Origin of the sequence: Bifidobacterium subtile (assembly GCF_000741775.1) — a bacterium.
In the GTDB taxonomy this organism is placed as follows: domain Bacteria; phylum Actinomycetota; class Actinomycetes; order Actinomycetales; family Bifidobacteriaceae; genus Bifidobacterium; species Bifidobacterium subtile.
In genome coordinates this window covers 360,409-376,296 of the sequence record NZ_JGZR01000006.1, presented here as the reverse complement: position 1 = coordinate 376,296, position 15,888 = coordinate 360,409, and the positions used below count along the sequence as shown (strand labels likewise).

The 15,888-nt window shown below is 60.1% G+C and carries 9 protein-coding genes; 3 read left to right on the top strand and 6 right to left on the bottom strand.

Annotated features, from left to right (window positions below; translation table 11 throughout):
* Window positions 1–19 precede the first annotated feature (19 nt).
* Window positions 20–763 carry an IclR family transcriptional regulator gene (locus tag BISU_RS06005; RefSeq protein WP_024463122.1) on the top strand — a complete coding sequence of 248 codons (744 nt, stop codon included), beginning with the start codon at window positions 20–22 and terminating at the stop codon, window positions 761–763.
* An 826-nt stretch (window positions 764–1,589) separates the two neighbouring features.
* On the opposite strand, the gene BISU_RS06000 is transcribed toward BISU_RS06005, so the two are convergent.
* The 4 genes from BISU_RS06000 to BISU_RS11620 all read right to left on the bottom strand — a co-directional run bounded on the left by BISU_RS06000 (window position 1,590) and on the right by BISU_RS11620 (window position 8,875).
* Window positions 1,590–3,647: a urocanate hydratase gene (locus tag BISU_RS06000; protein WP_024463121.1), complete on the bottom strand. Its 2,058-nt coding sequence runs from the start codon at window positions 3,645–3,647 to the stop codon at window positions 1,590–1,592.
* Window positions 3,648–3,740: 93 nt separating this feature from the next.
* The gene (locus tag BISU_RS05995) at window positions 3,741–5,369 is read right to left on the bottom strand and encodes an amidohydrolase family protein (RefSeq protein WP_024463120.1); all 1,629 of its coding nucleotides are present in this window, start codon (window positions 5,367–5,369) and stop codon (window positions 3,741–3,743) included.
* Window positions 5,370–5,478: 109 nt separating this feature from the next.
* Complete coding sequence (locus BISU_RS05990) at window positions 5,479–7,011, bottom strand: formimidoylglutamate deiminase (protein ID WP_024463119.1); 1,533 nt, start codon at window positions 7,009–7,011, stop codon at window positions 5,479–5,481.
* Between the two features lie 136 nt (window positions 7,012–7,147).
* A complete protein-coding gene (locus BISU_RS11620; RefSeq protein WP_024463118.1) occupies window positions 7,148–8,875 on the bottom strand; it encodes a Zn-dependent hydrolase in 1,728 nt (575 codons plus the stop codon).
* Window positions 8,876–9,748: 873 nt separating this feature from the next.
* On the opposite strand from BISU_RS11620, the gene BISU_RS05980 reads away from it, so the two are divergent.
* Window positions 9,749–10,783 carry an FAD:protein FMN transferase gene (locus BISU_RS05980; protein ID WP_024463117.1) on the top strand — a complete coding sequence of 345 codons (1,035 nt, stop codon included), beginning with the start codon at window positions 9,749–9,751 and terminating at the stop codon, window positions 10,781–10,783.
* Window positions 10,784–11,047: 264 nt separating this feature from the next.
* The gene (locus tag BISU_RS05975; protein WP_202805563.1) at window positions 11,048–12,328 is read left to right on the top strand and encodes an ATP-binding protein; all 1,281 of its coding nucleotides are present in this window, start codon (window positions 11,048–11,050) and stop codon (window positions 12,326–12,328) included.
* A gap of 109 nt (window positions 12,329–12,437) precedes the next feature.
* Here the strand turns inward: BISU_RS05975 and BISU_RS05970 are convergent, their stop codons facing one another.
* Complete coding sequence (locus BISU_RS05970; protein WP_024463115.1) at window positions 12,438–13,244, bottom strand: alpha/beta fold hydrolase; 807 nt, start codon at window positions 13,242–13,244, stop codon at window positions 12,438–12,440.
* 757 nt (window positions 13,245–14,001) lie between these two features.
* Window positions 14,002–15,849, bottom strand: coding sequence for an ABC transporter ATP-binding protein (locus BISU_RS05965; RefSeq protein WP_024463114.1), 1,848 nt, complete (start codon window positions 15,847–15,849; stop codon window positions 14,002–14,004).
* Window positions 15,850–15,888: the final 39 nt, after the last annotated feature.

Here is a 15,888-nt window from a genome sequence, read left to right as displayed (position 1 = left end):
GTGCGATGATAATGAAGTTATGAACGAACTTGGCACCGATGGACACAACCACGCATCAGCAGGCAGCAATGCCAGCAATGGCGCGTCGCATGGCGGTTCAGCCGGCGCAGGCAATTCCATCCGCTCCGTGGACCGCGCTCTGGACTTGCTGACCATCGTCTGCTCGGCGCGGTACACGGAAGCCGGCTGCACGCTCGCCGAATGCGCCAAGGACGCCGACCTCTCCCCCAGCACCGCGCTGAGATTCCTGCGATCTTTGACGCAGCGCGGCTTCGTCAGCCGGGACGAGGATGGCATGTTCCACGCTGGCACGGAGCTACTGCGACTTGGTGCGAGCGTGCTCAGCCGCAGCAACCTCATGCGCATCGCAATGCCGGCGATGCGCTCGGTGGTGGGCGACATCAACGAATCGGTGTATCTGGCGGTGCGCAATGCGGAAGGCGACTGCTTGTACATTGCCATCGAGGAGTGCTCGCAGGCGATTCGCCACGTCAGCTGGGTCGGCAAGTCCATTCCCGCCCGGAGTTCGGCAGCAGGCCAAGTATTGTCCGGAACGGTTGCGTTCGGTGAATCCGTCATCGAACGCAACGGCGTGGAGCCGGACGTCACCGCGATTTCCAGCCCGATCTTCGTCGCCGGGCGTCCCGTCGCCGCCATGAGCATCCTCGTGCCGTCATACCGTATGGACTCCGGCAAGACGCAACGCTGCGAAGCTTCCCTGGTCAAAGCGTGCCAAGAGGTCTCCCAGCAGCTTGGGACGTGAAGCGCGGCCGCAGCGGTAATGGCTGCGTTGCTCACATTTCTATAACTGTTCTTCGTGCAGTCGCCCTGCGAATCTCGCCAAACGAATTTAATTAAGCACATTCAGCGGAAATATGTTGCATAGTCGTTGCGACTTCGACACACAGCAACTCAGAAACGGCGGAATTCCGACAAAATGCCACGCACCGAACAAGACGGAATCAGTCGTCTACTTTGCGAAGTGCCTAATAGACGAAAAAAGTGCTGAATAAACGACGAAAGCGGTTGCCGAGCGAAGATTCCGGATGAAACCATCGCTTGCAGCCATTCATGACAACGTTGCGATCATTTACTCAGCACTTTTTTCATCCATTAGGCACTTTTTTCGTCTATTAGGCACATGCGAAAGTATGCAGCCTCTCAAGCATTCATATAATCCTTGGAATTCCGCCATTTCATGATGTCTGACAATGATGCACACGACCATGCGCAGGCAGTTTCACCCAACAATGTGCCTAATAAATGGAGAGCAGCGAAAATCTGGACGCTATGCGAGGGCGGAAAGACGAGCGGACCGCGATTCTCTCAACATTTAGCTCACGTTTTTAGGTTTTTACTTAACCCTGAGCAAGCGCCCTCATAATTTGCAATTTAGGCGAAAATGCTTAGGGGCTGCCGAAGCAGCCCCTAGCCTACCAACGATCACAAACCTGCTGGCCCATGCTCGTCGTATATGCAAGCATATACATAACCGCAATTTTGCCGGATGGCAATGATGCACTTTAGTTCATCGCGCCATGCCATCCGATAGGTTCATGCCGATATCTCCAACAGCAACAGCCGCACCCTTACGCCAGCGCCGCGTCGATGAGCGCGTCGTCGTCCGGCGCGACTTGGGGGACGGTGATGTGCGCGGCGCCGGTGGCGTCGTGTGCGGCGTTGAAATCGTCGACGACCTCCATCGCGTGCGGGTTGCGCGCCCACGAGCGTCGGGCCACACCGCTCATTACATCCCACAGCATCGCGGACTGGATGATCCGATCCACACGCTCGGAGCCGTCGAGCACCAGGCCGAAGCCGCCGTTGATGGCGCGTCCGATGCCTACGCCACCACCGTTGTGCAGCGTGACGAGGCTCATGCCGCGCGCGCAGTTGCCCGCGAAGCACTGCACGGCCATGTCAGCCATGACGTTCGAGCCGTCCTTGATATTCGAGGTCTCGCGGAAGGGCGAATCGGTGCCGGAGACGTCGTGATGGTCGCGCCCGAGCATGATAGGCCCGACCAGCCCTTCGCGCACCATCTCGTTGAACCGCAGGGCGATGCGCATGCGCCCTTCGCAGTCCTGATACAGGATGCGCGCCTGCGTGCCGACCACGAGCTTCGCCTCTTCGGCGGCCGAGATCCAGTTGTAGTTGTCGCGATCCTGGCTACGGCGCTCCGGGTCGATGCACGCCATCGCGGCCGCATCGGTGTCCATCAGGTCGGATTCCTTGCCGCTCAGGCACACCCAGCGGAAGGGGCCGTAACCGTAGTCGAACAGGTGCGGGCCCATGATGTCTTCCACGTAGCTGGGCAGCGTGAAGCCGTCCTTGTCATCCACGCCGTTGCCCGAAAGCTCCTTCGCGCCGGCGTCGAAGCAGGACTTGAGGAAGGAGTTGCCATAATCGAAGAAGTACGTGCCGCGCTGGTGCAGCTCCTCGACCAGATGAATATGCCTGACGAGCGATTCGTCGACGAGCTGCCGAAAGCGCTCCGGGTCCTCGGCGAGCAGCCGTGTACGTTCGGCGAAGGTGATGCCAGCCGGGCAGTAGCCGCCCTCGTACACCGCGTGGCAGGAGGTCTGGTCGCTCAGCAGATCGATCCGCACGTCATGGTCGACCGCGTATTGCAGCAGATCCACCACATTGCCCGTGTACGCGATGGACACGGCCTCGCCGTTCCTGCGCGCCTCGTCGGCGATGTCGAAAGCCTTGGGCAGGTCGTCCACGACCTCGTCCACCCAGCCCTGGCTCAGGCGGGTCTGGATGCGCGAGGCGTCCACTTCGGCGATGACGCCCACGCCGCCGGCCAGCTTAATCGCCTTGGGCTGCGCGCCGGACATGCCGCCCATGCCGGAGGAGACGAACAGCTTGCCGGAGAGGTCATCGTTTTCTGGCACGCCAAGGAACTGACGGCCGGCGTTGAGCAGCGTGTTGAAGGTGCCGTGCACGATGCCCTGCGGCCCGATGTACATCCAGCCGCCGGCGGTCATCTGCCCGTAGTTCGCCACGCCCATCTCCTCGGCGATTTCCCAGTCGTCGAGATTGTCGTACATGCCCACCATCAAGCCGTTGGTAATAATGACGCGCGGCTGGTTCGGCTCGGAGGGGAACAGTCCTAGCGGATGCCCGGATTCCATCGCCAGCGTCTGATGGTCGGTGAGGATCTGCAGGTAGCGCTTGATCATCACGTACTGCATCCAGTCGTGGCACACGGAGCCGGTTTCGCCGTAAGTGACCAGCTCGTAGGGATACAGCGCCACCTCGAAATCGAGATTGTTGTCGATCATGACCTGGAACGCCTTGCCTTCCAAGCAGTTGCCTTGGTACTGGTCGACGGGCTTGCCCCAGATGCGCCCGACAGGGCGGAAACGGTAGCCGTAGATGCGCCCGTAGGTTCTGAGCTCCTCAAGGAATTCCGGGATGAGCTGCTCGTGCAGTTCCGGCGCGATGTAGCGCAGTGCGTTCTTCAGCGCGACCTTGGTTTGGGCCTTGCTCAGGCGGTATCCGCGCGAGGGGGCGCGGCGAATCGTCGGGTCGAATTTCGGCATCGGCGGCAGCTCGCTGATGGGGTTGAGCACGATGGCTTGTGCGGTGGCAGTGGGTTGGGTGGCGGCGGTGGGTTGGGTGGAGGTGAGTTGTGTCATGGTGGCTTCTTTCTGTGGTAGTTACGAGATGGTGGTTATGAAATGGTGTCTGGTGTTGTGTTGCCCTAATTGTGCGGCTCTAATCGCGTTGTCCTAACCTCGGTGCGGCGGCTGGTCATGCCCGCCCAGGTCGAGCGCGTGCGTAATCGGCACGCCGGGTCGGTAGGCGATATGTGCGTAGGAGGGCGCGTCCACGAGCGCGAAATAGGCTTTCGCGCCTGCGCGAATCACGCCGATATCGCTGCGGCGCAGAGCGAGCGCGCCGCCAGCCGTCGCCGCCCAGACGGCTTGCGCGATGGTCAATCCCATCTCGCGCACGGCGATAGCAATGGCAAAGGGAATCGAGTCAGAGAAGCAGGTGCCCGGGTTGCAGTCGGAGGCGATGGCGATGGGCACGCCTGCGGCGATGGCGCGGCGCATATCCGGATAAGGCTGCTTGGTCGAGAATTCAACCGCAGGCAGATAGGTTGCGACCGTGCCGTATTGACGCTCCAATGCGGATGCGGCGGACTGCGTTTCGGGCGATGTTGCAGCTGATGCCTCGGGCGACGCTTCAGCTGACGTTTCACACCATGCTCCGGGCTGCTTGCCGAGCCATGTGGCGGCCAGCGCGTCGAGGTCATCGTCGGTCAGAAATGTGCAATGATCCACGCTTGCCGCGCCCAGTTCGCATGCGATGCGTGCCCCAGGGCCAGGTCCGAGCTGCGCGCCGTGCACGCGGATGCCGAGGCCGCGCTGCCTGGCGGCAGTCAGCATCGTGCGGGTTTCGTCGCCGTCGAAAGCGTAGGGGGAATGCGGCTCGCAGAAAACATCCGACCAGCGGGCGTTGCCTTCACGCACTACCGCGTCCAGCATAGGCCCGCATACCAAGCGCACGTAGTCGTCGCGGTCGCCGAGGTGCGGCGCGGAGCTGCCGGAGCGGGCATCATGTCCAGCTTGCGCCGGCCGGTATTCCTCGGGAACCGCATGCCCGCCGAGGAAAGTAATCTCGGGCGTGAATCGGGCGGCCACGCGCAGCAATTTGGCTTCGTTCGGCACGTCGAGACCGTAGCCGCTTTTGATCTCCATCGTGGTGGTGCCCTGCGCCCGGGCTTCGCGCAGCAGTGCAAGCGCACGGTCTGCCAGCATGTCTTCGCTGGCCGCGCGGGTGGCGTGCACCGTGCGCAGGATGCCGCCGCCGTCATACTGCTGGCCGCCCATGCGCGCCTCGAACTCATCGCCACGGTCGCCGCCGAAGACCAGATGCGAATGCGAGTCCACGAAACCGGGCAGCAGCGCCCGACCGGCGAGGTCGATGCGGCGAGGCTCGGCTGTGGTTCGTTTGCTGGCTTCGTTGATTGTGTCGGCCTCGGTGGCTTCGGTTCGTTCGCGGGTTCCGTTGCCGAATTCCGTCACTGCGTGATGTCGGCACGAATACCGATATTCCGTGGGCAAATCACGCTCACGCCCAACCCACTCGATAATTTCGCCGCGAACCACGACCGCAGCCTGCTCGATCACGCCAAGCTGCCCGACCGGAGTCATCGGAGCATTGGCGTTCAACGGCTCGACGCAGTTCGTCACTAGCTGGCCGATGCCGGTGATTATGGTGATATTGGAGGAGGCTGCGGAGCTGACAGCATCCCAATTCACACCATCCGTACCGCCCGCAGTGTTACTTGCGCTTGCGTTCTGGGCCGCAGACTCGTGCCCGTGTTCATGCCCGTACTCGCGTTCGTTCATTATCGCCTCACCTTCTTCGCAGTCGTTGCCGTCGCCCTACTCGGCTTTCGTCTCATTGTTATCTGATTCATGGTGACTATGTCTGGCTCGCAACTCGCTCGCACCCAGCTCATGTCCGCAGCCGTTCAGTCAGCTCGTGAATTCCGTCACTGACATCGTCAGCAGTCATCGCGTTCGACTGATGATTGCGAACTACAAACCGCCCGCCGACCGCCACATCGCGCACATCGGCCGCAGTAGCGACCAGCAGGATGCTTTCCGCACGCACGCCGGCCAGATGCGGCGCGGCGGTATCAATTACCACGAAATCGGCGAGCGCACCGACGCTGATGCGCCCCGATTCGCTCCATCCCGATGCGGCCTGTCCTTGCTCGGTCATCATCGCCACCAGCTCGGCCGGCGCAAAAGTATCACGCTGGCCGCTGACGAGCCGCTGATTGCCGTCAAGCCTGCGGATTTCTTCAAATGGGTCAATCGACACGTTCTCGTCGGAGCCGATGCACAAGTCAATGCCGGCGTCGCGCATCGCTGCGGCGGCGGGAATGCCGTCGGCGAGGTCGGCTTCCGTGGTCGGGCAGATTGCCGCCCGCGCGTGCGCCGCGCCCAACGTGGCGATATCGCTGCTGCTCAGATGCGTCGCATGCACGGCGACGGCGTTCGGCCCCCACACTCCGGCCTTGTCCAGCAGCTCGACAGGGCTCATGCCCGTCGCCTCACGACACGCCTCATTTTCCGCCGTTTGCTCGGATAAATGCACATGCAGCGGACGCACGGAAGCACCGTGAGCACTATATATGTTATGAACATTGCGGCCGTCGCCTATTTCACCACGGCTCCATTGCGCCACCACCTGCGCCTCGCGCTGCGAACAGGCGCGTACCGAATGCACAGCCGCGCCGACCCGCACGCTCTCGCGCAACGTCTCGTCGGACTGAATGGCCCGGTCGAGCGCGTCGACGCGGCTCACCCAAGATTCGACATCGCCATCGCCGAAGCGGCGCTGGCGCTCGCCCAGATCGTTGCCCTGCACATCGGCATGCAGATAGCAGGTGTCGAGCAGGGTCAGGCGAATGCCCGCATCATGCGCGGCGCGAGCGAGCGCAAGCCCCATCGCGTTCGGCTCGTCGTATGGCGTGCCATCCGGGCGGTGGTGCACGTAATGGAATTCGGCCACAGTGGTGTAGCCAGACATGAGCATCTCCGCGTACACGCGCCTCGCATACTCGTAATACAGCTCCGGCGTAAGGTTCGCGGCCACGCGGTACATGGTGTCGCGCCAGCTCCAAAACGTAGCGCCCTCGCGTCCAAGTCCGCGCAGCGCACGATGGAAGGTATGTGAATGGCAGTCGGCCGCGCCAGGCATCACCAAGCCGTCGAGCATGATATCGCCATCATGCGGCTGCTCGTCGGTGGTTATCTGCGCGTATGCGCCATCGGCAACCGTGAAGCGCACATTGCTGCGCACCGCGCCCTCTACCCAGGCCTGTGCCGCCCAATAGGAGCGCGAGGAGAGTTCCTGTGAATCGCGGGAGTCGGTGTCGGCGTTAGTGTTAGCGTGCAGGTTGGAATTTTCACCGCTGCCGTTGATTGCGGCACTATTGCTGGCATCACTGGCATTGCATTGCATAATGTTCATCGCCATCGTTCCTCCATTGACCATCTGCCATTGACCATCTGCCACTTAGCGTCTTTGCGCCCGAGAATTTCCCACTCAGCATCTGTCTACTTATTATTTGCATACTCATTGCCTCTTCACCCATTGCCCTTTCACCCATTGCTCAGCGCTCGCCCTGCACTGACCGGGGCCGCCAACCGGCGGCGACGCGGTCTGCGCAATCGTGAATCGCCGCTGCATAGGCGTATACGCCTTGCGTGGCATCAGCCAGTGTGGCGTATTCGCGCGGAGTGTGGGAGGCACCGGTCTCATTGCGCACGAAGAGCATCCCGGCCGCGCAGCCGGATTCGGCGAGAATGCCTGCGTCATGGCCAGCAGCGGTGCCAATCACCGGTGCGAGTTCCGTTGTTCTATGAGCGGCGGCAAGATTCCCGGGTTCGGAGTCTTTTGCACTGTGCACAGCTTGTGAGTTTGCGGATTCCTTCTCGCGGAACTGCTCGACTGCGGATTGCGCGTCACCATTGTGCGCGGTGTCGGATTGCGCATCATCGAACTGCTCACCGCGAAGTTCCACGCCATCGGATTGCCCGGCAGCCAACTGCGCGCCGCCAGATTCCGCGCCATGCGACTTCGCGTTGTCTGCCGTCGCATCATCGCCCCACGCGCTCACCGCTTGCACCAGCGCATCACGCAATTCGGGGCTGAATACGGTCGCCTCGGTCCAAGATTCGCGAGTCAGCGTGGCTGTCACGCCGTCCAAACCGTTGCCGCCCAAACCAGCACCCTTCAAACCGCTGTTTTCTAAACCGTTGCCATCACTGCCGGCAAGCCACGCGCCAAGTCGATGCACAATATCAACGACCGTCTGCGCCTTGGCTGCGCGGCAATCGAGCCAGCAGGTCACATGCGCGGCAATCACGTTCACGCCGTTGGGCTCGACCTCGACACGGCCTACTGTGGCGCGGGCGTCGGGCGCGGCCGCAGCCTCCTCGCGCACGCGCTGCACGAAGCGGGCGAAGGCCAGCATCGCATCATGACGACGGTCGAGCGGCGTGGAGCCGGCGTGATTCGGCTCGCCCTCGAAATCAACGCGCCACCGGCCGTGCGGCCAGATTGCGTCGGCCACCGCGACGGGCGCTCCGAGATCGCTCTGCATGCAGCCCTGTTCGATATGCAATTCGATATGCGCCGCAGAACGCTTGAGATATTCGAGATCCGCAGCCTGCCCTTCGGGCGCGTGCGAATCAGCAAAAGCCGCACCGATTTCCGCCTCGCTGAAATCGCTCAGGCAATCCAAACCCGATTGTTGCATTTCACGAACATGTTCCAGCTTGGCGGCGAATCCATCCAGCGCCTCGCGCACGCTGATGCCGTCCGCGTCCGTGCGGGCCAGCGCCCGGTCTGCGGGCAGGATGCCGGTCAGCACCCGCGAGCCGAAGCAGGCTACCGCAAAGCGCGCACCCTCCTCGTCATGGAAACTCGCGATGCCGATCGGGCAGCGCGGCGTCCAGCCGTTTTCGCGCAGCACGTCGAAGGCCGCTATCGCGCTGAGCACGCCCAGCGGGCCGTCGAATGCGCCGCCGCCCGGCACGGAGTCCATATGCGAGCCGACGGTCACCCCGGGATGCTCGGCGCTCGGTTCACCGAACCACGCCCACTGATTGCCGGCCGCGTCCACCTCCACACGGAACCCGCGACGCTGCATCTGCGCGGCGAACCACACACGCAGCGCCGCTTCCTCATCACTCCATGCGAATCGCGAGTAGCCCTCAGCACCGTGATTGCCGATGCTGTCGAGCTGGCGAAACAGCTGTGCCAAGCGCCCTGCCGCCTCGTCGCGCGCAGCAAGCGACGCATCCGCTTCCTGATCCCAAAAATCGGGCATCTCCATCGTGGCGCTCCTCTCGAATCGGCTATGCATTGCGTTCGGCACTCGCACTTGAGTTCTATGTACAAGCGCAGCGCCCGTCGCATTGGTATCCTTCGAGTATACGGATATCATTTCACCAAATGAAAATGAATTGTTACGGAATGAAAAACAACTGACTTCACGGCTGCCGCTCTAGCCGCTCATTCACAACGTATTCATAAATTTACTCAGCCTTCGGTCTCTTTCGAATTTCATTAGGCCTTTTGAAGAGGATTCCGCCAGCGCCCGCCTCATAACCCCAATGAACACGGTGCCAAGAATGGCGGAATAAAGCCAAAATACCGAACGCCAATTTGCGCGTCTACTATATAAAGGACCTAATGAACGAAAAATCCACCTAATGAACGGTTATATGGCAGGAACATAATGAAAAAATGACTTTATGTCCATAAATTCCGGACGATGCGCCTCAGTCCGGCCCCTTCAGAATTTTACTAAGCACATGTAAGAAAATTCCGTCAACACATGTCGCAGCCCAAATAAACACGAGACCAAGAATGGCGGAATCTCGCCAAAATGCCGAATGTCACACTGAGCGTCTATTTTGCGATGTGCTTAATAGGCGAAAAAAGTGCTTAATTATATGTTTGCCCTGCGTTTTGCAGCGCGCGGGCCGACTTTGCAAGTACGATATGACATGCCGGGGCTCACCCCACGTCGTGCAGCGTGCGATCTCCACTGCACTGATGCATAAGGGGCATGACCGGTCTCAAGTGGCACGAAATCCTTGCTGTCGAAGGCCGGCCTGCACATCCCCCACCACCCACACACAGTGGCACCCCACACCAGCACATCGAAAGCAGCAATATGCGACGCGATGCCTATGATGCAATCATGGTCGAGCTGAGCAGGCGCATGCCGTACATCACCGCGTTTCCCCGTGCCTTGGGCACCGGGCTACTGATTCATACCGCTCGGCCTTTGGACGACGAGCTGCATGTGCGCATCGGCGATTTCATTGACGAATACGAATCGGTGATATCGCGCTTCCGCAACGATTCCCTCGTAGCAGCGATGGCGAAGGCTGAACATGGCGGTGCCTTCGCCTTCCCCGATTGGACACTGCCGCTGTTTATGTTGTGCGACGTTTTGGCAGCGGCGAGCGCAGGCGCAATCGACCCCTGCATCGGCGAGGATATGATTCGGCTGGGCTACGGCGCGGATCTGACCTTTACCATGCAGCCCGATGCCGCCAACCACCTCGGCGCGATTCATGGCCGCCCAACGTGGGAGCACGACGTGGCTCGCGATGGCACGACGCTGCGCACGACACAATCAGTGCAACTGGATTTCGGCGCATGCGGCAAGGGCTATCTGGTGGATCTGCTGGGCATGATGCTGTGCGAGCAATCTGGATCTGCTGCGGAATTTCTCATCGACGCGGGCGGAGATATGCTTATCAACTCGCGCGATTCCATCGATATCGCGCTCGAAGATCCTACCGACACCAATAACGCAGTCGGCATCGCGCATATCAGCTCGGGCGCGTTCTGCGCCAGCGCGCCAAGTCGAAGGCACTGGGGCGAGGCGCATGGGCTACGGCTTCACCACCTGCTCAACGCGATCGACGGACAGCCAGTGAACAACGTCGCCGCGACTTGGGTCTATGTCAATGCCAACTTACTCAGCGCTAATTCATCCAATGCCGACTCACCGAGTGGTACCCGCGTCAGCACTCTCCCCCCTAACGTCGCCTTCCCCAGTATCTCGTACCCCACTGCCCTCGCCGACGGTCTGGCGACCGCGCTCTTCGCGACCGAGCCGCAACGCTTGGCCTCTCTTGCCGATTTCTCATGCGCCCAGCTCCTCGCCGACCGCCGCATGGTCGCCAGCCGCAACTTCCCAGGAACGTTCTTCACTGCCAAGTAACCATTTGCCCGCTCACTCAGCTTTGGCGTACACAAGGCTACGCACAACAACGAAGTTCCGTAACGTTGCATACGGCAGTACCGCAGCACCCATACGATGCACAGAAATCGACTATATCTGATTTCCGTTGATTTTCTTAGCTGAAATCAGATATACTCGATTTTTAACAAATATTTCATAGAGAATCAGGTATAATTGATTTTAGAACATTATGGGACATTGTCACCCCACTCGGAGGCCTCAATGATCGACAGACCACTGTACATGAATCGCATACGCCCATTCATCGGGAAAAACATCATCAAAGTGCTCATCGGCGCGCGACGCTCTGGCAAATCCACGCTGCTGGAACTCATCAGACGTCAGCTACTCAACGACGGCGTGCCCGAAAACGCTATGCTGCATCTCAATTTCGAATCGAGCGCCACTGCCGATATCACGAATGCGACCGAGCTCACGGCATATGTGCGGTCATACTTCAGCGAAAACACAAACGAGGGCGAGAGCAATGAGAATAGCAATAGGAACGCCAAAAATAATGCCCCAGCCGATGTCGATCACAACACCACTTCCATCAGCACAAACGCCCACAAAATCGCGCTGTTCCTTGACGAAATACAGGAAGTCGACCACTGGGAGAAGGCCGTTCGCTCGTTCATGGTCGATTACGACGCCGACATCTACCTGACCGGATCGAATGCGCACATGCTGTCCAGCGACCTAGCCACCTACATCACCGGCAGGTATGTATCCATCGACGTGTATCCGTTTTCCTTCGCCGAATTTCTCGAAGCGTACCGGCAATCGGCCGGGCCTATCAGCGAGCGCGAGGCGTTCCAACGCTACGTCAGGCAAGGCGGCTTCCCGTTCCAGACCGATCTCGCCTTCGATGAGGCAGCATCGATGCAATATCTCAATGACCTCTTCGCCACCATCTTGTTCAAAGACGTGGTGCGGCACGCAGGCGTGCGCGACCCCGACGCCTTGGAGCGCATCATCCGCTACGCTATCGGCGAGGAAGGCCATCTCATCACCGTGGCCAATATCGCCCAATATATGAAAAACGAACATCGCAAAGTAGCCGCCGACACCATCGCCAATTATCTCGACGCCGCAGCCCGGGCGTTTCTGCTCTACCGCGCGCCGAGACAGGACGCTGTCGGGATGCGCGAGCTGAAAATCAACGAGAAATACTATGTCGTCGATCAGGGTCTGCGTCAAGCCATCGGGCTGAACAATGCGAACGCAATCGACCAGGTGCTCGAAGGCATCGTGTTCATGGAGCTCAAACGCCGCGGATACGAGGTACGCGTCGGCAAGGTCGGCGACCAGGAGATCGACTTCATCGCTCAGCGCGACGGTGCGACCGAGTACTATCAGGTCACCTATCTGATGGCTTCGCCTCAAACCGCCGAGAGCGAGTTCGGGGCTTTCGCAGCGCTGCGCGACAACTATCCCAAGACCGTGCTGAGTCTGGACGAGTTTCCACAATCGCGCGATGGCATTCAAGGCGTGAATATCGTCGAGTGGCTGCTGAGAAAATGAGTCGATGAGCGGAATCTTCCTATTATTCAGGCTTGTCAACACTGAATAATATGCCGAACGCGCCGCTGCGGGCCAGACAGCCGATATCGCAATCCCAGCCGTGCGCGATCTAACGCAGTTGTTGGCCGAGATCCGACAGCCAGCGCCGGAAGATGCATTGCACTGCTTCCGCCTGATCGAGGTGCAGCGTGTGCCCGGCCTTCGGCAGGCACACGTATGTGGATTCCTGCAGCGTCCGGTAGAGCGCAAAGGCGTCTTCGTAGCCGATCATGGTGTCGTTTTCGCCGACCACGATGGTGACCGGGTGGCGATACTGGCTCATATACTCGGCGGGCGTTGTCGCGAGCGCCGGGTTGTCGGCCAGATACCGCACAGCCTCATTTTCGCTGTTGCCCATGAGACCGGGCAGTATGTAGCGTTTGAACAGTTCGAAATTCTCGGCGCTTTCCACCACTGCAGTGGCCTTGTACGCGGTAATTTCCTGCTCGGCAGCATCGCGCGGAAGATCCGAAACGTGGTACACCGTCTTCTTCGGCAAGGTTCGCGCCTTGTCATCGGGCACGAATTCAGGCGCCAGAAGAAATATCGAGCGAATGCGGTCGCCGTATTGCGCGGCCAGCGCAGACGCCAGCAGGCCGCCGAAGGAATACCCCACGATTGCGAAATCGATTTCGGCGAATTCTTCGGTCAGATAATCGCCCAGCGCCTTGAGCACATCACTGGCCGACCGTATGTCGAAACCGTCGCAGCTCTGGCCCAGGCCGGGCAGGTCGATGTAGTACCGCTGCCAGTGGTCATGCTGCGAGAAACATTGTTCCAACGGCAGCAGGGAGCGGTGGTCCAGCGGGAACCCATGCAGCATCACAATGGGGAATCCCTCGCCTATTTTCCTGACGAATACATGCTCATTGCCCATTGCCGCACATATCTCCCATCTCATTAGCGAGAAACGACCGGTTCGCTGCCCTCTGCGGTACATGCTAGACGGTTTTTCGTGTTTCAGCGCGAAGTTTTCCGTTTTGCGGGTGTATCTCCGTTATGTGTGGCGTTAATCTACCCTTGCGGAGGTCTATCTGCGTTGTGTGAGGCGTTATTTCCTGACGAGCCAAGTATCGGGCGGCATAAACTGCCGTTTTGGAGCGATGTTACTTGGGGTCTCATGAATTTAGCACCTCACACAACGCAGATAGACCTCCGCAGCTCCCTAATAACGCCTCACATAAGGCAGATACCCGAATTTTTTAGGGCATGGCAACAAGTTTTCAGGTTTCCTCTGATCTGCAAGAGCTAGCATCCCAATTTTCCATGCCTCAACACGAAGAACCGCGTATACCCATAAGTCGGCCGATATCGTTGTGAACTGGCGAAATTCCGCCTTTCGCAAACGATATCGGCCGACTTATGGGTGGGCAAGCCTATGGCTCCGCCTTCGCGACCTTAGCGGCCCGCTCACCTCACCTATGAGCAACGCACTGCGTTGCTCATGTAACGGCTCAACAGTGACGATGACGGAGTCATCGTCCTTCGGCCCCTTGGCGGGGCCTCACTTCGCCTACGGAGAGCCCACTGGGCTCTCCGCTTAACGATAACGATGCCGTAGACATCGTTCTTCGCGGCCTTAGCGGCCGCTCACTTCGCCTACGGAGAGCCCACTGGGCTCTCCGCTTAACGGCTCAGTCCGTCAGGGCGAACTGACTGTTGTAGAGGCCGGCGTAGAAGCCGTCGGCCTTGAGCAGCTCGTCGTGGGTGCCGCGTTCGACGATGTCGCCGTGATCCATCACGAGGATCATGTCGGCATTCTTGATGGTCGAGAGCCGGTGCGCGATCACGAAGCTCGTGCGGCCGACGGTCAGGGCGTCCATGGCCTTCTGAATCAGCTCCTCGGTGCGAGTGTCGACCGAGGAGGTCGCCTCGTCCAGAATCAGGATCGGCGCGTTCTGCACCATAGCCCGAGCGATGGTGAGCAGCTGCTTCTGGCCTTGCGAAAGCGAGGCCTTGTCGTCGAGCACCGTGTCGTAGCCCTTGGGCAGCGAACGGATGTAATGGTCCAGTCCGACGGACTTGCAGGCGTCGACGATCTGCTCGTCGCTGACGTCCGTGCGCGCGTAGGCGATGTTCTCGCGCACAGTGCCCTGGAACACCCAGGTGTCTTGCAGCACCATCGAGAACTGGTCGTGCACGTTGGCGCGCGGCACGGATTTCGTGTCGATGCCGTCGATGGAGATTGAGCCGCCGGTGATCTCGTAGAAGCGCATGAGCAGATTGACCATAGTGGTCTTGCCCGCGCCGGTCGGCCCGACGATAGCGACTTTCTGACCGGCCCGAACGGCGGCGGAGAAGTCGTGGATGATGGTCTTCTCCGGCGAATAGCCGAAGCTCACATGCGCGAAGTCCACATCGCCGCGCACGCGCACGGGGTTGCCTGCGGCATCGCGGCCGAGCAGCGGCTGCTTGGCGCTTTCGTCGGCCATCTCGGGCTCTTCGAGGAATCCGAAGACGCGCTCGGAGGCGGCGGCGCAGCGCTGCAGGTTCTGGAAGGCGGTGGCGAACTGGGCGAGCGGCTGGGTGAACAGGCGGATGTACATCATGAAGGCCACGATGACGCCGAATTCGATCTTGCCGTTCAGCGCGAGCGCGCCGCCGACCGCGCACACCACGACGAAGCCGAGGTTGCCCACGAACATCATCAGCGGCATCATGAGTCCCGAGAAGAACTGGCTCTTCCAGCCGGAAGCGTAGAGGTCGCCGTTGTAGCGTTCGAAGGTGCGGATAGAATTCGGCTCGCCGCCGTAGGCCTTGACCACGGTGTGGCCGGCGTACATCTCCTCGACGTGACCGTTGACATCGCCCAGCGCCTTCTGCTGCTGCACGAAGTACTTCTGCGAGAACTTCATGATAAGCGACATCAGCGCGAAGCCCACCAAACTCGCGACGATGGCGCACAGCGTCAGAATCACGTTGTTGGCGAACATCATGACGAGCGAGCCGAAGAACAGCGTCACCGATGTGATCAGCGCGCCGACGGACTGTCCGAGCGTCTGGCCGATGGCGTCCACATCGTTCGTGATGCGCGAGAGGATGTCGCCGTAGCTGGTCTTGTCGAAGTATTTGAGCGGCAGCTTGTTGATCTTCACGCTGATCGCGCCGCGCAGCTCCTGAGCAGTGCGCTGCGTGACGGTCGCCATCATCCACGACTGCACGTAGTTGAGCAGCGCGCTGCCGACGTAGAGCGCCACAAGAATCCAGGCGATGCGGTTGACCGCGCTGAAATCGATCGAGTGCATGATCGGCTTGCCGTTCACGATGGCCGGCATGCCTTTGACGATCTCGTTGGTCATGTCTCGCAGGCGGTTCGGCCCGACGATCTGGAAGATCGTGCCGATTGCGCCGAGCACGAGCGCGACGATCATGGCGGGTATGTATTTGCGGCAGAATCGGATGAGCTTGCCCATCGTCTGCCCGAAGTCTTCGGGGCGCTCGGCTACGGCGCCGCGCCCTCCTCTTGACCCTGGTCCTGGCATTATGTTTCTCCTTAAAGCCTTACAACCTTGTGTTTGCCC

Excerpts from the sequence above, each read along its gene's own strand:
- BISU_RS05995 (WP_024463120.1), bottom strand. The coding sequence starts at position 5,369 with ATGAACGAACGCGAGTACGGGCATGAACACGGGCACGAGTCTGCGGCC.
- BISU_RS05965 (WP_024463114.1), bottom strand. The coding sequence starts at position 15,849 with ATGCCAGGACCAGGGTCAAGAGGAGGGCGCGGCGCCGTAGCCGAGCGC.
- BISU_RS05980 (WP_024463117.1), top strand. The coding sequence starts at position 9,749 with ATGGTCGAGCTGAGCAGGCGCATGCCGTACATCACCGCGTTTCCCCGT.
- BISU_RS11620 (WP_024463118.1), bottom strand. The coding sequence starts at position 8,875 with ATGGAGATGCCCGATTTTTGGGATCAGGAAGCGGATGCGTCGCTTGCT.
- BISU_RS05990 (WP_024463119.1), bottom strand. The coding sequence starts at position 7,011 with ATGGCGATGAACATTATGCAATGCAATGCCAGTGATGCCAGCAATAGT.
- BISU_RS05970 (WP_024463115.1), bottom strand. The coding sequence starts at position 13,244 with ATGGGCAATGAGCATGTATTCGTCAGGAAAATAGGCGAGGGATTCCCC.
- BISU_RS06000 (WP_024463121.1), bottom strand. The coding sequence starts at position 3,647 with ATGACACAACTCACCTCCACCCAACCCACCGCCGCCACCCAACCCACT.
- BISU_RS06005 (WP_024463122.1), top strand. The coding sequence starts at position 20 with ATGAACGAACTTGGCACCGATGGACACAACCACGCATCAGCAGGCAGC.
- BISU_RS05975 (WP_202805563.1), top strand. The coding sequence starts at position 11,048 with ATGAATCGCATACGCCCATTCATCGGGAAAAACATCATCAAAGTGCTC.